This window comes from Streptomyces olivaceoviridis (genome assembly GCF_014650115.1).
GTDB lineage: Bacteria > Actinomycetota > Actinomycetes > Streptomycetales > Streptomycetaceae > Streptomyces > Streptomyces olivaceoviridis.
In genome coordinates this window covers 1-20,114 of sequence record NZ_BMUI01000014.1, presented here as the reverse complement: position 1 = coordinate 20,114, position 20,114 = coordinate 1, and the positions used below count along the sequence as shown (strand labels likewise).

The window sequence follows — 20,114 nt, the reverse complement described above, 5'->3', positions numbered from 1 at the left end:
GCGGGCGGTTCCACCGGCAAAGGAGGACGATGGACAGGCCACCGGGGAGCCGTCTGGAGAAGATCCTTGCTGACTTCGCCGAGCAGTGGGGTGTGCTGAACAGGGCTCGGGAGCAGATGAGGGCCCTGTCGGTGACGGCGTGTTCCAAGGACGGCGTCGTGGAGGTCACCGTGGGTGCCGACGGCCGCGCCGCGGGGGTCCACTTCGTCAGCCAGCGTTTTCGCGAGTTGGCCGCTCCTCAGCTGGGCGACAGCGTCATGGAGGCTCTGACGACGGCCCGCACCGAGTTCGCGGCCCGTACCACCGCCGTGCTGACGGCCGCGAACATCCGTCTGTCGATGGCCGCGGAAGGCGCGCACGAGGACGAACCGCCGAGTCCGGAGGCGATCCGTGAGGCACCGTCGGTGTGCTGGCGCCGCCTGGTCCGGGAAGCCCGGACGATGGCGGTCGGCCCCGGCCCGGTCCGCGACTCCACGTGGGCCAGGCCGTTGTGGGGCCGCCCCGGTACGTTGTCCGCCCTGCCGCACACTCCCCTGCCGTCGGAGCTGTACGAGGCCGTCACGGCACTGAGAGATGCCGTGTGTGATGCCGTGTGCGACTCCTGAGACTCGTTCCGCCGCCCGCGGGCCGACGGTGGCCGCGGCCGGGGAACATTCCACTCATACCGGCCACACATATGTATTCGCTGCTACCGTGCTCCGCAGGATTTCGCGGTGAGAAACACGCCTTCTCGCCGTCTTCCCGCCGCACGCCCGGCGCTTCCTTCCCTTCCCGATCCTCCGCGATCCCGTCCAAGGAGTCACACCTGTGACCGACTTCCCCTCTCCGCCGCCGGTTTCCCAGGACCGCCAGTTCGTCCTCGGCCAGCACCTGCGCCTGTCCGTCCTCACCTCAGCGGACGAGACCGAGGGCCGCCACGACGTCTCCGACGTCACGCTGCCCCCGGGCGCCGGGACCCCGCTGCATCTGCACACCGGCTACGAGGAGCGCATCTGGGTCGTCTCCGGCTCCCTGACGGTCTGGGCGGGACCGGAGACCTTCACTCTGCGCTCCGGGGACTTCTACGCCATCAAGATGAACACACCGCACACGATCAAGGCGGGCGACGACGGCGCACGCACCCTGGCCATCACCTCCCCCGCCAGGTTCGCGGAACTCATCAGCCGCACCGGTACTCCCGCACACCTGGCCACCACCGAGACCGACTGGGACATGGGCCTGTTCCAGGCCGTCACCGAGGAGTTCGGTGACATCATCCTGGGCCCGCCCGGAGCCACCCCGGCCGACCTCCAGAGCAACGGTCAGTGATCCGACGGGACCGCCGCGGGCGGTGAGAACGACGACGTCGTCCCGTCGTCGTCCGGCTCAGGCAGGTGCCTGAGCCGGATCCCCGCCCAGCGGTCCCCCACGTCTTCCTTCGAGGAGCCATACGGCCATGCCGAGAATCCTGCGTGACGACGACATCGTCCGGGTCCGGGACAACGTCTACGCGGTGTCCGGCAGCAACACCAACTGGGTGATCGTCAAGGACGGCGAGAGCTGCACCCTGATCGACACCGGCTACCCGGGCGACCGCGACGCCGTGCTGGCCTCGCTCCAGGCGGTCGGGCTGGACCCGCGTTCGGTGGCCGCCGTACTGGTCACGCACGCGCACAACGACCACATCGGTGCGGCCGAACACCTGCGCGCCGCGTACGACGTGCCCGTCCTCATGCACGAGGACGAGGTGCCACACGCCCGTCGCGACTTCCTCGATCAGGTATCCGTCGGACAGGTGCTCGCCCAGGCATGGCGTCCCGGCGTGCTTCCGTGGGCCGTGCATGCCCTGCGCGCGGGCGGAACCACCCATGTTCCGGTCCGCGAGCCGCAGGCCTTTCCCGTGCCGGGAGCCCTGGACCTGCCCGGCGCCCCCGTTCCCGTGCACACACCCGGGCACACCAAGGGACACTGCGCCTATCACCTGCCCCACAGCGGCATCCTGATCAGCGGTGACGCCCTGGTGACCGCGCACCCCACGTCACGGATCAACGGTCCGCAACTGCTGCCCGACATGTTCCACACCGACCGTGCCAGGGCTCTCGACTCCCTCGCGGCGTTCGAGAGGCTCGACGCGGACACCGTCCTGCCCGGCCACGGACCCGTGCACCACGGTTCGGCCGGGGAGGCCGCCCTGACAGCCCGCGAACGCGCGGCGATGTGACCTCGGGGACCGCTGGGGCGTCCGGGGCCCCACCGGTCCCCGGACGGTTCGACGACACACTTACCGGGCAGTCTGTTCGAGGGGGAACCCCGTGCGGGTGGCGGTGGCGTCCTGTAAGCCGTGGCAAAAGGCAGCACTTGCCACGTGCATCGGGCACATCGCGATTATCGTGAAGAGTGAACATGCCCGGCGAACCGTCTGGCGTCGACACTTATCTGCACGGGACCCTCGGCGTGGGTACCATGCGCAACGTCATCCATATCGAGGGAGTGAACGGTTGTGACCAGCCAATCAGCCGCCACGCTCCGGTCGCGGTACGTGGAACAAGCCGCATCGGACCTGGAGGAGAACCGCCGGCGACAGCAGGAGCTGGAGGAGAGGATCAAGGTGTTGAAGCAGGAGGAGGCCCTCCTGGCGGACATCCTGAACCTCGCCGAGCGGTACGAGGGCTTCGCCGACCCGTCGCGTCTGCCCGAGCAGATGCAGGACGAGCCGGTCCTCGCGAAGGCAAAGACTGGGTCCGGCGCCGCTTCGCGGCGTTCGGCTTCGGCCAGGACCGCTTCGAAGGGCAGGACGGCGAAGGCCGGTGCGAAGGGGAAGTCGCACCGGCCTCTGCTCGGGGACCTGCTGGCGGATCTGCTCGCCGGCCACGACGAGCCGCGTCTGGCGAAGGAGCTGCGGGACGAACTGCTCGGGAAGTACCCGGACCGCAACCCCACCCCGCAGGTGGTGCGCAACACCCTGGAAGCCCTGGTCGCCAAGGGCCGCATCCGGCGTCACAAGCAGCAGCGTTCCGTCATGTACACCCTGGTGAAGCCGGCCTCGGCCGCGGCGGACACCGCCGGCTGACACCTGTGCGCCCGTCCCGTCGGCCGTAGTCGCGCCGCCGGTCACCGGTACGTGTCCGGTGCGGCGGGCTTCGCCACGCGGGACGGGTGAGCCACCTTCAGGCGGTGCGGCGAGCAGGCCGCGCACGCCGCGGCACCTCAGCTCGCGGCCCCCCTCGGACAGCTTCGCACCGGTCTTCACAAACGCATTTCTCCTCATGGCGGTACCACCGGACACATCCGCCCCGGAGTTCCCTCTGTTCTCCCTATGTCCACGGACGGGCGGGGCCGAAACGTTCACCCGGAGCCGTCCCCGCGTCCGGCGAGCCGGCGGCCCGTCGGCGGACGCGGGCGCCGTGCGAGGTCCGCACCGGCAGCCGGGCCGCCGCGTCAACGTGGCGAGTGCGCTCCGTTCGCTCATATGTGTCGTGGTTACCGCCGTGATGACATATGCCCGGCCGCCGCGGGCCAGGCCCCGTCGTTCGGATCATCCCGGCGCCGCGGGGCCTGGCACGCACATCTGCCACGGTGCCGTCGGTCGTCTGCCGCGCGACGCCATGCACGCTCCCCCACTGCCTCAACGGCGTGGGAGGTGCCCCCACTCGCGGCACCGGGCCCCGACCCATGTAGATCCAGTGCGAGGGCCGGGGCCCGGCACTCCCCCAGCCTTCGGCCGGGGGACCCCCAGAGCACGCACCTGACGCCGCGCGGCCAGCCCTCCGGGCGGACGACGGGAGTGTGACGACAGGACCTAGCCCCGCCACATGTTGTCGAACGCGGCGTTCTCGACGTCCCTCCGCAGCCGTAGCGCCTCCAGTCGCGTCACGGCGTCGCCGACGGCGGCCAGCACCGTCGTGACCGCGTCCCCGGTCGGGCTCTCGTCCGCCTCCGACGGGTCGGCCCCGATCCCCAAGGCTGCCAGCAGCGTCCCGAGGACGGGCTCGCCGGACTCCCGGCGTTCCTCGGCGCGGGCGCGCTCCGGCGAGTCCGCCGGCACGGTCCGCCCGGACCACAGGTGGAAGCCATGGCGCCGGGGGTGGACGAAGAGCCCGGCCCGATCCAGGTCGTCGACGTAGGCCGGGGCGAGTTCCCGGCCGCGGCGCCACAGCCAGTCCTCGGCCGTCTCGTGCGGCTCCTGCCGGGCGAGCGAGGCGACCGCCTGGTCCAGCAGACGGTCACCCGTCGCCACCGGCGGGCCGGGAACCATGCGGTCGCCGTCCAGGGTCAGCGCCCCGCTCTCCAGCAGGTCGATCGCCTCGGCCCCCGCGAGCGCGAGGGACAGGTCCCCCTGCTCCACGGGCTGGTCGGGCAGCAGCCCCAGGACGACGAGCGCGAGGTCTTGTGCGGTGGTCATGAGTCCCTCCACGTCTCCAGCAGGCGCAGCCACACTTCGCTGATGGTGGGGAAGGCGGGTACGGCATGCCACAGGCGCTCGACCGGCACCTCCCCGGTGATGGCGACGGTGGCCGAGTACAGCAGCTCACCGACGCCCGGTCCGACGAACGTGGCGCCGACGACGACGTGGCGGTCACGGTCGATGAGGACGCGGGCCCGGCCCCGGTAGTCGGGGCGGTACTGGAGGGCACCCGCGAGGTGGCCGATCTCGTAGTCGACGACGTCGACGGCGCGGCCGGCGCGCTCGGCCTGATCCGCGGTCAGACCGACGGAGGCGACCTCGGGATCGGTGAAGACGACGCCGGGGACGGCCTCAAGGTCGGCCGTGCTGCTGTGCGGGGCCCAGCGGGCGGTGTCGATGTCCTCGCCCCGGGCACGGGCGGCGATCACGGCTCCGGCGATACGGGCCTGGTACTTGCCCTGATGGGTGAAGAGCGCCCGCCGGTTGACGTCGCCCACGGCGTACAGCCAGTTCCCGGGTACGGCGGTGACGGTCAGGCTGTCGTCGGTGGGAAGCCAGTCACCGGGGGTGAGACCCACCGTGCCGAGCCCGATGTCCTCGGAGCGCGGAGCGCGGCCGGTGGCGAAGAGGATCTCGTCGGCGGTGAGTTCGTCGCCGTCCGACAGGGTGATCCGCACCTCGCCGTCGTCCTGCCGCCGCGCGGCGACGACCGAGACGTTGAACCGTACGTCCGCACCGGCCTCGCGCAGACGCTCCGTGACCAGTTCGCCCGCGAAGGGTTCCATGCGCGGGAGCAGCCCGTCCTCGCGGGCGAGCAGGGTCACCCGGCTGCCCAGGGCCTGCCAGGCGGTGGCCATCTCGACACCCACCACACCGGCGCCCACGATCACCAGGCGTCCCGGTGGTCGCTGGGCGCTGGTCGCCTCCCGGCTGGTCCACGGCCGCAGCGTGTCGATCCCGGGCAGGTCGGGCAGGGCGGCGCGGCTGCCGGTGCACACCGCGACGGCGTGCCGGGCCCGGAGTCGGACGGTGTCGCCGTCGGGTGTCCGCACCGACACCTCACGGACCCCTTCCAGGCGTCCGTGGCCGCGCAGCAGGTCGATGCCGGCCGACTTGATCCACTCGACCTGGCCGTCGTCCTTCCAGTCGGCGGACATGCGGTTGCGGTGTGCCAGGACGGCCTCGACGTCCAGCGGGTTCTTCACAGCGGGGTCAAGCCCCGGAACGTGCGTGGCGTCCGCGCGGAGCAGGGCGGGGCGCAGCAGTGCCTTGCTGGGCTCGCAGGCCCAGTACGAGCACTCGCCACCGGCCAGTTCGCTCTCGACGATCACGGTGCTCAGGCCGGCGGCGATGGTGCGGTCCGCCACGTTCTCGCCGACCGGGCCCGCGCCGATCACGATGACGTCGTAGGTCCGGATGTTCTCGGTCGGCATGTGTCCTCCGGTGGGTGCGTGCCGGTCAGGTGGGTGTCGTGGTGCCCGGAGGTGGGCGGTCCCGGCGCGGCGGGGGCGTCGGCCGCGCCGGGACCGGGTCTCAGCGGCCGGGCGCGCGCTCGGTGACCTCCTGGAGGAACCACTCGTTGCCGTCGAGGTCCTTGAAGGCGGCGAAGGTGCCGTAGCTGGCCCGCTCCGGGTGCAGGCCGGGGACCCGGTGGGCGTCACCGGCGTGGTGGAAGGCGCCGGTCTCGTCACGGAACGGTCCGGAGACCTCCACACCGCGGCCGGTCAGCTCCTCCTGGGCCTTGACGATGTCCGTGACGGTCAGCTGGAGCCCGTGGAGCGTGCCCGCCGGCTGCTCGGTGAGGCCCTCCCCGAAGATGACCGAGCACTCGGAACCGGGCGGCGTGACCTGCACGATCCGATAGCCGTCGTTGATCGGGAAGTCGGCGTCCAGACGCCAGCCCAGCTGCTCCACGTAGAAGCCCTTGGCGCGGTCCACGTCGGAGACGGGAAGGATGACGACTTCGAGCTTCATGTCCATAACAGGTATCTCGCTTTCGGTTCGGTTGTGGTGGTGGGCTTGTGGGCGGTGCTGTGTGTACGGGGGTGTGCCGCGCCGCCCCGGACCGAGCCGTCGGCGGTTCCCCCCGGGGTGGCGGATGTGCCGAGCACATATCCGTGCCGGCACTCGCCGCGTTCGTCCTCACTGTCGTCCGGGAACGGCATGTCCCGCATCAGTCACCTGACGGTGTGTCCCGGTCGGCCCCGCGGTCTGGTGTCCTTAAGCAGTCCGGCCCTGGGTACGTGTGAAGGAACTGAAGACGACGCTGATCCGCCAGGCGCGGCGGGTCACTCCCGCCGGGTCGTCACGCGAAGCTTGCAGCCGCCGGGCCGTACCCCGACAGCACCGCGCTCTCCGCCCAGTTCCACACCTGTGTGTCGTCGGGCCACGCCCGCTCCGTGGAGCTTCCGGCGCGCCAGGACGGTTGCTCGTCGCGGACGACGGAGACCTGGTCGTCGACGAAACGACGGTGCCCGGCCCTCCGTCGGAGTGTCAACGTCATGGCGGCCATGTCATGCCCTCGTTCCCGGGGAGACGGTGCGGGTGTGGCAAGGGAGCGGGCCCCGTGCCGGGGGAAGGGGCACGGGACCCGCGGTCTGGTGGATCAGGCGGCGGCGCTGGCGTTGATGGTGACCGGGATGTTGTCGCGCGTGGCCTTGGAGTACGGGCAGATCTGGTGGGCGGCGTGCGCGAGTTCCTCGGCCGTGGCCTGGTCCACGCCGCCGAGGACGGGGCTGAGGACCGCGGAGAGGGAGAACTCGCCGTCGTCGCCGTGGGTGAGGGTGATCTCGGCGGTGATGGTGGTGCTGGTCAGCCGGATCTTGCGGGTGGTGGCGGCGCGGCGCAGGGCGCCGAGGAAGCAGGCGGCCCAGCCGGCGGCGAGGAGCTGCTCGGGGTTGGTCGCGGTGCCGGCACCGCCCAGCTCCTTGGGGAGGGCGAGGCTGGTCTCCAGCAGACCGTCGGAGGAGCGGACGTGACCGCCGTTCCGGCCTTCTCCGTCGACGTCGACAACGGCGGTGTAGCTGACTGCCATGACTGGGGCTCCCCATCTGGATCGAAAGGTGTCTCGGTCACCTCCTGCCTGGACACATTTCGTGTCACCGGTTGAGGTGGTGACGTAATCATGGCAGGGCTTCGCGTCACCCGTCAAGGCGGTGACTGGGTCTTTCGGTGGCTTGTCGGTGGCCCATCCCCCGGCGGCTGCCTGCGCCCGGTACGACGAAGGCCGCACCCAGCGCACAGGTGTGAGCTGGACCGAGAACACACATGTGCCGGAATCCCCGGTGTGCCAGGGGCCGGCCAGACACACCGATGGCACACCTCGGGTGCACCGGGCGGTGTGCCCCGGACGTGTCGCTCCGTTCCCCGCATCGAACGCACCGCCGGGGCGCTGCACGCGGCGCGGGCGGAGGCGGACCGGCTGCTGGGGCGTACGGCGGGACTCCTCGCCGCCAGGACGCCGGACAGTCGCCAGAAGTCATCACCGGGACGGAGATCTGCACCGGCGGCTGACGCGGATGCAGGCCAACTCCCCTGAGGAGATGCCGTGGTCTGCCGGGTCCAGTACGTGGTGATGCCCTCCGGCACCAACACGGAGGAGCACGCGGCCCTCTCCCGAGGCGTCCGCCACCACGCGCTGCTGCTCCGGCACGGGCGAGCCGGCCACGGACGACAGCGGCACGCACCCATCACTGTCACCGGCCGACGGCAAACTGCTGTCCCTGCTGTGGACGGGGGCCGGAACCCGTCAACTGCCTTACGCGAGCGGACCGTTACGGCAACGGGAAGCCGAGCTGCTCAGCGGTGGCCGCGACTCCGGCGGGGCTCCACCGCTTCACCACCTGCTCCATGCTGGACAGGGAACGCAGTTCGGCGCGGTCGAGGTAGAGCACCCCGTCGAGGTGGTCGGTCTCATGCTGCACGATCCGTGCCCCGAGCCCCGCGTGCTCCTCCACGAGGCGCCGTCCCGTCTCGTCCTCACGGGTCAGCCTGATCCGGTCGGGACGAGCCACCATGGCCTGCCAGCCGGGCACACTCAAACACCCCTCGAAGCTCATCGCCCGCGGTCCACCCGCGGCCTCGTACGAAGGGTTGATCAACACGGTGAACGGCACGGGCTGCTGCCCGCTCTCGATCAGCCGGGCGGTGAGCGCCTCGGGGGTCGCCAGCACCGCGAGCCGCAGCGGAAGCCCGACCTGGGGTGCGGCGAGTCCGACGGCGTTGTGGGTCTTCTCCATCGTCTCGCGCATCCTGCCGACCAGCCGCTGGAGCACATCGTCGCCGAGCTGCCCGTCGTAGGAAGCCGTCTTCTGCCGAAGGACGGGATCGCCGGCCTCGACGATGCTCAGGGGACCCGGCTCCTCAAGGAGCTGAGCGACCCTGTCGGAGAGTTCACGGATTCCCATGTCTCACCTTTCGGATGTCTTGAGGAAGAGACACATGCGCGTTCTCCGGCATACGACATGGGTCACGGCCTCAGTATAGAGACACGTATCCCGATATACCGCCGCCTCGGCGTCCCGACACACATGTGTGCAGCGGTGCCTACCGGACCCGAACCATGGAACGGAGGCATTCGGCAAGCGGCGCGTGATCGCGCTGAGAGAGAACGGTTCACCGACGCGCGGGCGGAGACCATCATCCGCACCCGGAAAAGCCGTGCCGACGGCCGCTGTAGGACGGCCCTCAACGCAAAACCGCCTCCGGCGCGTCGGGGGCGGCTACGGGAGAATCGTTCTGAGCGAAGAATCGAACTGTTCGAAAGCCGGTCTCATATGAGATGACTTGCCCGGCTTATGGGCCTCTGGCGCTTCCCTCAGGGACCGCCCGCCCCTCCCCCTGGGAACAGGGACAGGCCGCAACATCGTCCCGACAACGGACCAGACCATTGTCGGGACGACAGACAAAGGCGTCCTACGGATCGCGCCTCATTGACGTGAAGTACATTTAGCGCGATCCACAGAGCGCCTCAGGTGGCCCGCCGGAACGGGACCACGACCCGCTCCCCCAACTGCCCCGGGGTCAACCGGTAGTACTTGATGTGACCGATCTTCTCCGTCTGCTCCAGCCAGCCGAGTTCGATGACCTGCTTACGTGTTCTGGAGAAGACAGGCGGCGCCATGCCGACCAGCTTGGCCAGCTGAGCGGCTGTTTCCAGGACGGCGCCTGAGCGATCAGTCGGGTGCAGAGCGTAGAGCATGACGACGAGGCGCTGGTTGGCGGTCATGCCGGCCGTGGCCTCCAGCAACCTGAGGTTTTGCTGCCTGTCGTCGCTGGTCACTTTGCCTCCCACCGTGCTGGCGTGTTCTCGTCGAAGCCCGGGATGTCTGGCGGATTACATGATTTCACCGCTTCACGCTGCTCCAAGCCCGTGCCGTGGAAAGCGATGTAAGGACTGATGCGGTAAAGGTTGTAATTTCCGATACGTCCACGCACTACCAGGATGCGGTGCTTGGTCAGCTTCCTATTGATTTTCCCCACGGCGTCGGTCGACATGCCCACCCGTTTGGCGATGTCGGCCCCCGTGGCCCTCAATGGCTCCATCCCCTCCGGAGAGACGCCGATCCACCAGAGCACCAGGAACTTCTGGCTAGGTGTGAACGCCTTCGACTCCGTGATGGCCTCGACTCTGGCCTTGTCCACCTGGGTGTGCCTGCCGGAGAAGGCATATGGCGCATAGAGGACTGGCTCGCCCGTGTCGGCGTCAACCAGTCTGCGTGCTGCTCCCAACAGGCCCTCCGTGCATGGGTCATTGCCGCACCGTTCCTTTGAGGGCGGCCTTCGAGCCGCCCTCATGAACCTAACGTACATGAGCAAGAAGTCAATCAACTCCGCCTGTCGGCCGTGTCGTCTGCCGTAAGGGATCCCTCCGCGACCTTCCCGGTGCCGACTGCCTCTACGTGAGAGATGTACGTGAGGTCAATCTACCGCTGCTGTAGAACAGTGGTACTCAGTTCCTGTGGACGTGGTGGCAGTTCCTGTGAACTGCCTGGCAGTCCCTCAGAACCGCCTGGCAGTCCCTCAGAACCGCCTGGCGGTTCCCTCAACCGTGGTAGCGGTCCAGGGGAACTGACTGCCACGATCTGCGGAACTGGGCACCCGGTTCCACGGATCCGCCTCTGCTGTCACAGGAACTGCCTGGCAGTTCACAGGATCTGGGTCCAGAGACCTGTTTCCGCAGGTCAGAGCCCTTTCGGAGGCGTCGCTCTCTTCATCTACAACTCAGCGCCGTACGGGGTTTCCGCACTCGGCTCAGGTCCATGACCGGTGCAGTGACTCCCATCGCGTACTCCCCTCTCCCCCACTGCTCCCGCACCACAGAAAGTCAGCCACGACGTACCGGTACGGGCACGATCAGGCGCGCGTATGTCTCCATCAGCCCCCCACTCGGCTCAGCCACGTAATGCATTCCGGGAAGCCAGCCCGACAGGCAGCGGTTGACGATGCCTCAGGCACCACGTCGGGGACACCCCGGCCGCCCACGGTGAGAAGCTGGAGACCTCGCCCCACCGGAGCGTGCACGCGCCCAGGCAGCAGAGCCGCGTCGGGCCAACGGTCAGAGGCCAACGTTCCGAAACCATCGCCGGCTCCCTCCCATGGGAAGCCGGCGATGAGGTCGCAGGTACTCACGCCTGGAGAGGCATGCGATGTCAGCTCCGAGCGACCTCAAGACGCAGCCGCTGGCCAACGCCCGCGTCTCCGCCGACCTATTACGGCGTAATAGCCCGACCCCCGAATGACTGTCAGTGTGTCGTCTGCGGGACTGGACGGAGCCGGCCGGCGTTTGGGTCCGCTTGCGCACAGCGCTGAGCCCAAGACCAGGGAGAGGAACGACAACATGCTGATCGAGAAGCTGCGCGCTCGCGCGTGGGACCCGGGCCGGCGCTTCGACACAGCAGACGTCCCCGTTGCGTGGATAACCGAGCGATACGGCAGTGAGCAGTTGGACCAGGACCGAGACGACATCGTGTCGTACGACAGCAACGGAACAGTCCAGCTCAAGGCAGCAGCCGAAGAGGTGATCGCCTCCTACGCCGATGCTTCCCGTGGAGCGACGAATCGGAAGCGAGGTCGCCAACGGAGGCTTCGGCCCCAACAGCGGGCTCGCCTCCCTGACCGAAGGCAACCGTCCACTCGGGCACCTCTACGACTGGCCATGCTCGGTCAGCATCTACGAAGGGAGCCGGACCCGGGGGGGGCCGACGTCATGGTTCCACCTCGCGTACGGCGGTTGCACGATGGAGTGGCATCTCTCGTTGGCTGCGGTCGACAACCCGGTCCTTCTTTCTGACGCTGACGGTTGGGAGCCCACATGGGGCGAAGACCCGCATGACGGCCTGCGGCATGCGTCGTCATCACTGCGACGTCGGCTCTGGATCTGGGCTGATGGCGACGAGGTATGGAACGAGGTCTGCAACCGCCGCTCCGACTGTGAGTGACGTCTGCGGCGGAGCTATTACGCCGTAATAGGCCGACAGCACACGCTGCCTTCGGGGTCGGCAAGGACTGCCCGACCAGAGCCATCGGGATTCCGGCGGTCGGCGGCAAGGGTGGCACCGAGCCCCAGCAGCCGTTCCACCTCCTGCTCACGCGAGGTCTCAGGGCACAAACACAGATGGATCCGGTTCTTGGTCCTCTTGGGCTTGGGCACCTGGTTGAAGTACAGCACTGGTCCCTCGGCCAGCGGCTGCTCGGGGCTGCTGCCCGGCATGGAACGCAAGGACTCCTGGCGGCCACAGGTGGTGCGGGTGCCGTGCCCTTGCTGCCCTGCCACCACATGACCTCCTCGAACACGACGGCCTCTTCAACCAGACCTGGCAGCGGCCGGAGCGCCTCGCGGTACCGGGGCAGCGTCGGCGGTCCAAGGCCGTGCCGTGCGATCTCCTTCGGGTCGACGGCCACGACATACGGCCAGCCGCGTTCCTCCAACGCGAGCCGGAAAGAAACGCTGCGGCCGTAGCCGGCATCCGCCACGATCACCGGCACCGCCAGCTCCTGCCCGGCCAGACGGTCCAACAGCCCCAGCAGCCCCAGCGCCAGACGGTCTTGGAGGCATGCCCGACCGCGTCAGGGATCCCGGCCCGCCGACGCCTGTGATGATCAGCAGCCCATTCCTCCGGTTCACGAACTGCTGCCTTCATGTTCCCGTCCGGCAGACGCTCGGCCATCGGCTGGATCGACTTGCGACGGCCGTCCAGCATCAGTCCCCGCAGAGAACACGCGCCCGACCGCCGCTGGTCCCGCCGTTGCCGCGAGGCGAGGCGAACACATCGGCAACGAACTCCGATAACTTGCCCGGAGCCGGGCATCGACGCCCGCGCTGCGGTGTCACGCACGGGTCCGGTCTCGGCAGAGTGCGTTGGGTGGTCGAGCGTGTTGCAGCGGCCCGGGACGGTCGGATCTGACGCTGCCGTTTCCTGCGGCTACATGGCTACGCCCGCGAATGAAGGCAGCGACAGAGCGGGCCGAGCATCTGCTTGCCGAGAGCGACCTCGCCCAGCGGCGTTCGTGGGGGCGCAGCCGGAGCGTTGGCGGTCCGGGCTATTACGGCGTAATAGCCCGGAGACCCTCGTGCCTTCCGACCGCACTCCGCATCGCGACCATCTGCCGACCTCGCCCTGAACGAAGCGACAGTCACACACCATGCGCCATGGCGCCGGGGGAGTCGGGCTCATGACTGGCCCCCGGTCCCTGTTGCAGCTCCACAGCAGCGGCCAAGGCCAGCCGGGCATCCTCGGTCAACGCCGGTGAACGACCCGTACGCCTCTCCAGTTTGAGCAGAGCCCGCAAGGCCGCGTCGAGATAGCGGTCCAGGCTCACCATTTGCAGCGGAGTCTGGCAATGGGGGAGTACCGCCTCGATCTCCTCCAGCCAATAGTCGGCGTCCTCATCGCACTGCAAGGACTCGCGCTGCTCCAGCAGTCGGGTTGCCACTGGTACCAACAGCTCATGCCGCCGCTGCGCCGCCTCCTGAGCGCGACGCTCGGCAGCCTGCTCCAGGGCAATCCGTCGCTCAGCACTGAGGACTGCCTCAGGCGTCCGGCGTACGGGGTGTGCTTGAGGCGTGTCGTCGATGAGCTGGACGGCCTTCAGTCGCTTCGCCTTGTTGTAGGCAGCGTTCGGTGCGCCGACAGCCAACGCGGGAGCCAACTCGATCCATTGGGCTCCGGCTCGGCGGGCGTCGTCCACTGCTCGCACCTGGTGGATCTCGGTCTGCTCACGGAGGTACTCCCACATCTGCACGCGCTTCAGCGCCGCGGCACGCTGCACTTCAGGTGATTGGCTGCGCAGCGCCTGCACGTGCTTCTCGGCATACACGAGCGCGCCGAACAGTTCGTCATCGGCAGGCATGCGCTCCACGTCGGGGTCTTCTGCGTCCTCATGGATCTTGCGTAGTTCACCGACGACGGCCGGAGCATCGAGGGAACCGATCCGCATCGGGGCCTTGACCAGCGGTTTTGTAGGACGGCTCGCACTTCGCGCGCGCTTCTTCATGCCGACATCCTGCCCCGCCGAACGCCGTTTCACAGACTGTGAATCGTCTTCGGGCGACCTCTCGGCGCGGAGGGAGTCATAAGGCGCAGGGCTATTACGGCGTAATAGCCCTGGCTTCCCGGCGCGCGGTCGACCGGGGCTCTGCCGCTGACGGTCTCGGTTCCTGAGCGAGGGCGGCGACGGCAAGCGGCAAGCGACAGCCGGCAGAGCTGAGGACAAAGTCCGGTCCCCGGTCGGAAAGAAGGCAGCCACGTCATAGTTGGCGATCCGTTCAGCCAGCGCCCGTGGACCCATGCCATGGCCGTTCTTCCGGTCAGGGTCAGCACCGGCTTCCAACAGGAGCCGGATCGCCGCCCCTCGCCCCGCGGCTCGAACACCGCCCTAGCTGCCCTGGCTGTATTGACCCGCGGGGTTGTTCACGCGGCTGGTCGGCGGCCGGCCTCCAAGTGCGGTGTGGCAGCGGTGGTGGTTGTAGGTGTGGAGGAAGTCTGCCAGGGCGGGATGCGTTCGGCGTTGCTGGTGTAGGGCCGCAGGTGGTGCGGCGGCGGTCGGGGCGGGCAGCACGGCCGTGGATGCGCCAGCCTCCGCCGTCGGGGATGCGGCCGAGTTTCTTGACGTCCACGTGGACGAGCTCGCCGGGCCGGCTGCGTTCGTAGCGGTGGATGATCTGGCCGCGGGGCCGGTCCATGAAAGCCAGGCGGTTCAAAACGTGCCGGGGCAGGACCCAGTCCACGGGCGAGGCGGGCAGGCCCAGGATCGGGCCGATGCGGGCCGGGCCGAGCTTGCGGTCCTGCCGCAGGCGGCAGATGCGGTCTTCGACTGTTGCTGCCGTGCGGTGCGGCGTCCTGTGGGGCCGGCCGGACCGGTCGTGCAGGCCGGCTTCGCCCTCTGCCCGCCAGCGTCGTAGCCACTTGTGGGCCGTGGCCCGCGAGATACCCATCTCGGCAGCGACATGCGCGACGGGGTGGTGCAGTCCTAGACAGCGGTGTATTGCCATGACGGCCCGCAGCATCAAACGACACGCCCGTAGCCAGAAGATCCTCGACGGCCGCTGGAGTCTGGACCTGCGCCGCGGAGTGCAGCGGCGTCCAGCCCGCGCTATCGGCTTCCCCAGGAGCGGCACCTTCCTCCTCTCCCTCCCCCGTGAAACGGCGAGCGGCGAGGTGGAGGCCATCGCCCCTTTGGCGGCAGTCACGGAGGATCTTCCAGTACTTCAGCCGGACGCGGGGGAGCGGGGCGACCTCAGCTGCGGCATCCGGGACGAGCTCAAGCGCAAGCCGAACCCGTCTCTGAGGGAGGGCCGTTGTGGCACGACCGACACCAGGCCAAGCTCGCGTCCAGGCCGCAGAGGTGGGCTGTGGTGCAGGGGCGAAGCACCGGCTAAGGTTCGTCGATCGGCTCCTGGCGACGCTCGTGCATCTACGCCATGCCGTCACTCATGACGTGCTGGCCTGCTGATGGGCACGAACAATGTGAAAACACCAAGCCCCACCAAGCCCCACCGAGGCCCACGACGCCTCACCGCACACGGCGGAGAGGCCGAGGGCATGAGTGGCCGTACCGCGCCGGCCGGGGGAGAGGCCGCCGGGGCCTTCCAAGGAAAAAACACCTGCGACACGCAGCCTATGGGGTGGCAAATGAGCCCTTCCAGTAAAAACCTGTTAAAAGGGGCCAAGTGTCTTTCGACTGGGTCGAGGGACATGTGGATGCCTGGGAGGGGCGGCTCGCTCAGGGACCGAGGAGAAACGTTGCGCCTTCCATGGAGGTAACGGCAACAGGGACTGGAGAGGTTCAGTCCCTCGCGCCAGGGAGGGCCACTCTCGTGGCAGGGCAAGGGACCCAGGAGGGGGAGGGACTCAATGGGTCGCAGGGATCAGCAGGGGCCGACAGGGGCCGACAGGGGCCGACAGAGCCTGACCGCAGGGGCGGAGGGACTGCGGCTGTTTCGGTCCCTGGGCTTCCGTCCCTGGCGTTTGTGCAGGTCAGAGGGCTAACACAGGGTCTGAGAGGGACTGTAGGGACCGAAAGACGCAATTATGACGTAGAGAAGAGATGTATTCGTACGCGCGTGCGCATACAACACAAGTCTCAAGTACAGCTCATAATTGCGACGTTGAGTCCCTACAGTCCCTCACTTGATCGGGCTTAGGCCGCTGACCTGCGGGGATACCCTCCGCCCCCCTCAGGGACTGCCAGTTTTCCAGCCCCTGCCCGTTGGTCCCTGGACCCTTTTGGTCACTCGCCCTCGCCCCAGGGCCCGGGGTTCCAGGCTCCCGCCCGAAGCAGTGGGCGAAGTTCACCGTGCTGTTCAGTCCCTTCAGCCCCTAGGGTGGGAGTGGACCACCTCCCCAGGGACCCAAGGGACCCACGAAACTGATAGAACGGCACGCGGGTCAGACAGACACTCCCTTTTCGGTAGGCGGGCCTTACACTCGTTTGGCATCAGAGTCCCTTCGGTCCCTGGCGGGGGCAACCTCCCACGCCAGGTGTGTGAAGTGATCGGGCAGACAGAAGTGACGAGGACGATTCCCGTGCGCCGCGAAGACGAGAGCAGCCGTAGTGCAGCCGTAGTTGCGCACGGATCGCCGCGAGCTGTCGCGCGGTGGTGTGCGGCCCAGGGCTGGCCGGTGCACCCCCTGACACCGGGTCGGAAGACTCCTGTCGGGAACTGCTCCGACTGCTCGGGCCGCCGGCACGAACCGGCGTCGTGCCCCTGCCTGTCCGCGGGACGCCCTTGTCATGGCTTCCACGCCGCCACGACGGATCCCGGCCTCGTCGACCGCTGGTGGGCCGACACGCCCGCCGCGGGTGTCGGAGTGGCCTGCGGTCCCGCCGACCTCGTCGTGATCGACATCGATGCCCACCAGGCCCCTGTGCCGGACCGGGGACGGCTCCTCCCCGGCATCCCCATCCCCGACCAGGTACAGCTCGCCGGCCTGGCCTCAGGTTTCGACACGCTGGCTCTCCTGGCCGCCTATCGAGGTGAAACCTCCCCTGCCGAGGACGAGAACACATTGCGCGTACGTACTCCCTCAGGTGGTCTGCACGTCTGGTACCGCAATCCCGACACGTCGACGCGGTACAGGTGTTCGACCGGGTCCGGCCGCCACGCGGCGCTCGCCTGGCAGGTCGACGTACGGGCCGAGGGCGGCTACATCGTCGCCCCCGGCACCCGCACGCCGCAGGGTGTCTACCGTGCGGAGGGAACGGCCCGGCGTCCGGCCGTGCTCCCGGAGTGGCTCCAGCGGGAGTTGCGTCGTACGGGACACGTGCTCGAACCCCAGCGCCCCGGGGCCACCGCGGTTCCCGTCGCCGCTGTCCCGGTCCCGGTGGCGGGGAGACAGCGGCGAGCCGCCTCGGCGGAGCGGCTGATCGATCCTTTGATTGCCAGTGTCGCGGAGTGCGCCGCCGCTCATGAAGGGACAGGGTTCACCGAGAAGCTCAACCGTGCCGCCTACACGGCCGGCGGGCTGGTCGGGGCGGGGTATCTCGACCACGCCACCATTCGTGACCGACTTGTCCGTGTCGCTTCCTACGCCCGGCCGTGGCAGCAGACCAGGAATGAAAAGATCGTCGACGACGCCCTTGCCGTAGGGTCCGTCCGCCCTCTTCACCTCAAAGGACGTCCATGAGCAGCAGCGCCGAAGGCTCACCGCGTTTCGATCCGCAGGCCGCCGCTCAGCAGATGCTTGACCTGGAGACGGTGGAAGTGGTGGCCGCCCCCGCCCGGCTGCCCGCGCAGGGCTTCGTGAACGCCCCTGTGGCCTCGTTCGGCAGCGGAGCCGCCTCCTCGGCTCCCTTGTTGCCTCCTTCCCTCTCGGACCGGGGAAACGCCCGCCTCTTCGTGCAGACACACCGCGATCAGTTCCGGCACGTGGAGGGACTGGGCTGGTTCGCCTGGGACGGCTACCGGTGGAAGCGCGGGGGAGGGGAGAAGGCCGCCCTGTGGGCGGCGGGGGAGATGGCGGAGGACATGCCGACCACCGACCCGCGAGGGGTCTTCAGCGACCGCGAACTCGCGAACCACAAGCGGCGCACGCTGTCCACCACCGGCTTGAAGGCCCTCCTCACCCAGGCGAAGGCCTCACCGGACATCTCCGTCGCCCCCGACAGGCTGGACGGGGACCCCTACGCCCTGTGCACCCCCGTCGGAGTGGTCGACCTGCACAGCGGGCACCTCCGCAAGCCTGATCCCACCCGGGACTTCCACTCCCGTGCCACCAGCGTCGCTCCGCAGGCCATGGAGACCCCTCGCTGGCACCGGTTCCTCGCCGACACCTTCGGTGAAGACGACGAGGGCCGGGAGATGATCGACTTCCTGCACCTGCTGCTGGGCTACTCCATCACCGGCGACGTGGGCGCGCAGGTGCTGCCCTTCCTGCACGGTGAGGGCAAGAACGGCAAGTCCGTGCTGCTCGACATCATGATCCAGATCCTCGGCGACTACGCGGACGCGGCTCCGCCGGGCTTCCTGATGGACCGTGGCGCCTTCTCGGAGCACTCCACCGAGCTGACCGAACTGCACGGGCGCCGCCTGGTGGTGTGCAGCGAGCTGAAGCCGAACGACAAGTTCGACGAGGCGCGCGTCCGGCTCCTGACGGGCGGCGACAAGATCAAGGCCCGTCGTATGCGGCAGGACTACTTCTCGTTCACCCCCACGCACCACCTGTGGCTGCTGGGCAACCACCGCCCGGAGGTCTCCACGGGCGGCTTCGCGTTCTGGCGGCGCATCCGGCTGCTGCCCTTCACCCGGACGGTTCCGGCGCACCGCAGGATCGACAACCTCGCCTTCGAGCTGGTCCGCGACGAGGGGCCGGGAATCCTCCATTGGCTCATCGAGGGGGCCCAGCGCTACCTGCGCACCAGGGACCCGCTGGAGGGCCCTGACAGGGTGCGTATCGCCACGACGGCCTACGCCACCACCGAGGACCACATCGGCCGTTTCCTCGCCGAATGCTGCACGCGTGACGGCGAAGGCAAGGAATTGAGGGTGGAACAGGGGCTGCTCTACTCGGAGTACAGCTCGTGGTGCAACGCCGGAGAGGGGATCCGGCCGGCGACGCCCCGGGCCTTCGCCAACCGCGTCCGTCAGGAGGTGGGCGTGGCCTCACCCGCCGACATGATCAAGTCAAATGGCCGGAAATACTATCCTGGCATCGCCCTATTGGAGCACTCATGACGGCCTCCGTATGTCTGCTCTCTCCACCACGTGGCCTACACGGTCGTCGGAGTGCGCTCTACGATGGTATGCGGGCCCCGGATGCGGTGAGCCCCCGAGAAGCGGCCCGTCCCCAGGCGATGGGCGGACCGGAGCGACACGGACAGATGCCCGGCCATGTCCCATGGCCGGGGAGCACGCCGACGAAGGAGAGGCTGCAGCCATGAGTTCGCTGTTGACCGAGAGCGACCTCATCCACGAGGCCGAGGTGGTGTGGCTGGAGAACCTCGAACGGCTCGACTACGTCCGTCAGGCGCTGGACAAGACCAGGCGGCGCAACACCAAGCCGCCGTACGCGCGCGACGGGCGCATGGTCGGGTACGCGCTGCTGGACGAGGACGCCTCCCCGGACCCGGACAGCGGCCTGTACAAGCGCCGGGTGTTCTTCCTGCTGCCCCACGACCGTGACAGCCTGCCCGACGGTCTCTACCGCGAGGGAGCGCCGGGAGAAGCGGTCGATCCGCGCACGATCGCCCCGAAGAAGCCGGGCGCGAAGACCCCCCGGTCCCAGTCCGGTTCCGTGGCCATAGCGACGTCGACGCCCTGAGGCAGGGCGCTCCGTCCGGCGCGGGCCGGGTTTCCTCCGCTACTGGGAACGAGCGAAGGGTCTTACGGAGTTCGCGTGCGTCCGCCCGAGGAGGGCCGACGCACGCGAGGTGGCCGTACCGTCTACAGCAGCCGGGAGCCGGGGACCGGATCGTCCCGGGTGGCCGGCGGTCAGGTGCTCTTCCAGGGCGGGCATCCGCATGTACTCCCAGAAGACGCCGGCCCGCGCGAGTGGGCCACGCGCACCGGGCCGCTGCCGTGGACGTGACAGCGCTGCACCACTCCGGCCGGCTCGTAGGTGTGCGTGCCGGGGGAGAGGAGCGGTCTGCGACCGCTCCGGGAGACCGGCGGGCCTCAGTACCAGTGGTTGGCCTGCCAGAACGTCCAGGCCTGGCAGGGGCTGCCGTAGGAGGTGTTCATGTAGTTGAGGCCCCACTTGATCTGGGTGGCCGGGTTGGTCTGCCAGTCGGC

Annotated in this window: 18 protein-coding genes and 3 pseudogenes; 8 read left to right on the top strand and 13 right to left on the bottom strand. The window is 68.8% G+C overall.

Annotated features, from left to right (window positions below; translation table 11 throughout):
- The first annotated feature begins 29 nt into the window (after positions 1-29).
- The 4 genes from IE273_RS24970 (at position 30) to IE273_RS24955 (ending at position 3,049) form a co-directional block, all read left to right on the top strand.
- Positions 30-605: a YbaB/EbfC family nucleoid-associated protein gene (locus IE273_RS24970; protein ID WP_189817409.1), complete on the top strand. Its 576-nt coding sequence runs from the start codon at positions 30-32 to the stop codon at positions 603-605.
- Positions 606-807: 202 nt separating this feature from the next.
- Positions 808-1,308, top strand: a complete 501-nt coding sequence (locus tag IE273_RS24965; RefSeq protein ID WP_189817408.1) for a cupin domain-containing protein — start codon at positions 808-810, stop codon at positions 1,306-1,308.
- A gap of 127 nt (positions 1,309-1,435) precedes the next feature.
- Positions 1,436-2,200: an MBL fold metallo-hydrolase gene (locus IE273_RS24960; protein WP_189817407.1), complete on the top strand. Its 765-nt coding sequence runs from the start codon at positions 1,436-1,438 to the stop codon at positions 2,198-2,200.
- 279 nt (positions 2,201-2,479) lie between these two features.
- Positions 2,480-3,049, top strand: coding sequence for a hypothetical protein (locus IE273_RS24955; RefSeq protein ID WP_189817406.1), 570 nt, complete (start codon positions 2,480-2,482; stop codon positions 3,047-3,049).
- A 729-nt stretch (positions 3,050-3,778) separates the two neighbouring features.
- On the opposite strand, the gene IE273_RS24950 is transcribed toward IE273_RS24955, so the two are convergent.
- From IE273_RS24950 to IE273_RS24890, 12 genes and pseudogenes are all read right to left on the bottom strand, one after another.
- On the bottom strand, positions 3,779-4,381 hold the full coding sequence (locus IE273_RS24950) for a GPP34 family phosphoprotein (RefSeq protein WP_189817405.1): 603 nt from the start codon (positions 4,379-4,381) through the stop codon (positions 3,779-3,781).
- The gene (locus IE273_RS24945; RefSeq protein ID WP_189817404.1) at positions 4,378-5,817 is read right to left on the bottom strand and encodes a dihydrolipoyl dehydrogenase family protein; all 1,440 of its coding nucleotides are present in this window, start codon (positions 5,815-5,817) and stop codon (positions 4,378-4,380) included. The genes IE273_RS24950 and IE273_RS24945 overlap by 4 nt, the downstream gene beginning before the upstream one ends.
- A 100-nt stretch (positions 5,818-5,917) precedes the next feature.
- Entirely contained in the window at positions 5,918-6,364 is a 447-nt protein-coding gene (locus IE273_RS24940; RefSeq protein WP_014668998.1) for a VOC family protein, read from the bottom strand.
- 325 nt (positions 6,365-6,689) lie between these two features.
- Positions 6,690-6,887 carry a hypothetical protein gene (locus tag IE273_RS24935; protein WP_229887487.1) on the bottom strand — a complete coding sequence of 66 codons (198 nt, stop codon included), beginning with the start codon at positions 6,885-6,887 and terminating at the stop codon, positions 6,690-6,692.
- A gap of 102 nt (positions 6,888-6,989) precedes the next feature.
- The gene (locus IE273_RS24930; protein ID WP_014669000.1) at positions 6,990-7,418 is read right to left on the bottom strand and encodes an organic hydroperoxide resistance protein; all 429 of its coding nucleotides are present in this window, start codon (positions 7,416-7,418) and stop codon (positions 6,990-6,992) included.
- 739 nt (positions 7,419-8,157) lie between these two features.
- Entirely contained in the window at positions 8,158-8,790 is a 633-nt protein-coding gene (locus tag IE273_RS24925) for a peptide deformylase (RefSeq protein WP_189817402.1), read from the bottom strand.
- Positions 8,791-9,353: 563 nt separating this feature from the next.
- Positions 9,354-9,665, bottom strand: a complete 312-nt coding sequence (locus tag IE273_RS24920) for a cyclic nucleotide-binding domain-containing protein (RefSeq protein ID WP_014669002.1) — start codon at positions 9,663-9,665, stop codon at positions 9,354-9,356.
- Positions 9,662-10,114 carry a MarR family transcriptional regulator gene (locus IE273_RS24915; protein ID WP_078611565.1) on the bottom strand — a complete coding sequence of 151 codons (453 nt, stop codon included), beginning with the start codon at positions 10,112-10,114 and terminating at the stop codon, positions 9,662-9,664. The genes IE273_RS24920 and IE273_RS24915 overlap by 4 nt, the downstream gene beginning before the upstream one ends.
- A 1,726-nt stretch (positions 10,115-11,840) precedes the next feature.
- A pseudogene (locus tag IE273_RS24910) lies at positions 11,841-12,074 on the bottom strand (VOC family protein); the annotation flags it as partial.
- Positions 12,075-12,277: 203 nt separating this feature from the next.
- Positions 12,278-12,693 (bottom strand): annotated as a pseudogene (locus IE273_RS45485) (transposase); the annotation flags it as partial.
- A gap of 325 nt (positions 12,694-13,018) precedes the next feature.
- Complete coding sequence (locus IE273_RS43745) at positions 13,019-13,879, bottom strand: hypothetical protein (RefSeq protein WP_229887486.1); 861 nt, start codon at positions 13,877-13,879, stop codon at positions 13,019-13,021.
- Positions 13,880-14,260: 381 nt separating this feature from the next.
- Positions 14,261-14,843, bottom strand: a pseudogene (locus tag IE273_RS24890) (helix-turn-helix domain-containing protein); the annotation flags it as partial.
- 341 nt (positions 14,844-15,184) lie between these two features.
- On the opposite strand from IE273_RS24890, the gene IE273_RS45225 reads away from it, so the two are divergent.
- The 4 genes from IE273_RS45225 to IE273_RS24870 all read left to right on the top strand — a co-directional run bounded on the left by IE273_RS45225 (position 15,185) and on the right by IE273_RS24870 (position 19,644).
- Complete coding sequence (locus IE273_RS45225) at positions 15,185-15,337, top strand: transposase family protein (protein ID WP_373309394.1); 153 nt, start codon at positions 15,185-15,187, stop codon at positions 15,335-15,337.
- A gap of 827 nt (positions 15,338-16,164) precedes the next feature.
- Positions 16,165-17,511 carry a bifunctional DNA primase/polymerase gene (locus IE273_RS24880; RefSeq protein WP_308437059.1) on the top strand — a complete coding sequence of 449 codons (1,347 nt, stop codon included), beginning with the start codon at positions 16,165-16,167 and terminating at the stop codon, positions 17,509-17,511.
- Positions 17,508-19,058: a DNA primase family protein gene (locus IE273_RS24875; RefSeq protein WP_189817400.1), complete on the top strand. Its 1,551-nt coding sequence runs from the start codon at positions 17,508-17,510 to the stop codon at positions 19,056-19,058. The genes IE273_RS24880 and IE273_RS24875 overlap by 4 nt, the downstream gene beginning before the upstream one ends.
- Before the next feature lie 202 nt (positions 19,059-19,260).
- A complete protein-coding gene (locus IE273_RS24870; protein ID WP_014669013.1) occupies positions 19,261-19,644 on the top strand; it encodes a DUF6009 family protein in 384 nt (127 codons plus the stop codon).
- 353 nt (positions 19,645-19,997) lie between these two features.
- Here the strand turns inward: IE273_RS24870 and IE273_RS24865 are convergent.
- A partial coding sequence (locus tag IE273_RS24865; RefSeq protein ID WP_506005265.1) for an aggregation-promoting factor C-terminal-like domain-containing protein occupies positions 19,998-20,114 on the bottom strand: 117 nt, incomplete at its 5' end.

Excerpts from the sequence above, each read along its gene's own strand:
- IE273_RS24925 (WP_189817402.1), bottom strand. The coding sequence starts at position 8,790 with ATGGGAATCCGTGAACTCTCCGACAGGGTCGCTCAGCTCCTTGAGGAG.
- IE273_RS24960 (WP_189817407.1), top strand. The coding sequence starts at position 1,436 with ATGCCGAGAATCCTGCGTGACGACGACATCGTCCGGGTCCGGGACAAC.
- IE273_RS24930 (WP_014669000.1), bottom strand. The coding sequence starts at position 7,418 with ATGGCAGTCAGCTACACCGCCGTTGTCGACGTCGACGGAGAAGGCCGG.
- IE273_RS24970 (WP_189817409.1), top strand. The coding sequence starts at position 30 with ATGGACAGGCCACCGGGGAGCCGTCTGGAGAAGATCCTTGCTGACTTC.
- IE273_RS24935 (WP_229887487.1), bottom strand. The coding sequence starts at position 6,887 with ATGACGTTGACACTCCGACGGAGGGCCGGGCACCGTCGTTTCGTCGAC.
- IE273_RS24940 (WP_014668998.1), bottom strand. The coding sequence starts at position 6,364 with ATGGACATGAAGCTCGAAGTCGTCATCCTTCCCGTCTCCGACGTGGAC.
- IE273_RS24945 (WP_189817404.1), bottom strand. The coding sequence starts at position 5,817 with ATGCCGACCGAGAACATCCGGACCTACGACGTCATCGTGATCGGCGCG.
- IE273_RS24950 (WP_189817405.1), bottom strand. The coding sequence starts at position 4,381 with ATGACCACCGCACAAGACCTCGCGCTCGTCGTCCTGGGGCTGCTGCCC.
- IE273_RS24875 (WP_189817400.1), top strand. The coding sequence starts at position 17,508 with ATGAGCAGCAGCGCCGAAGGCTCACCGCGTTTCGATCCGCAGGCCGCC.
- IE273_RS43745 (WP_229887486.1), bottom strand. The coding sequence starts at position 13,879 with ATGAAGAAGCGCGCGCGAAGTGCGAGCCGTCCTACAAAACCGCTGGTC.
- IE273_RS24870 (WP_014669013.1), top strand. The coding sequence starts at position 19,261 with ATGAGTTCGCTGTTGACCGAGAGCGACCTCATCCACGAGGCCGAGGTG.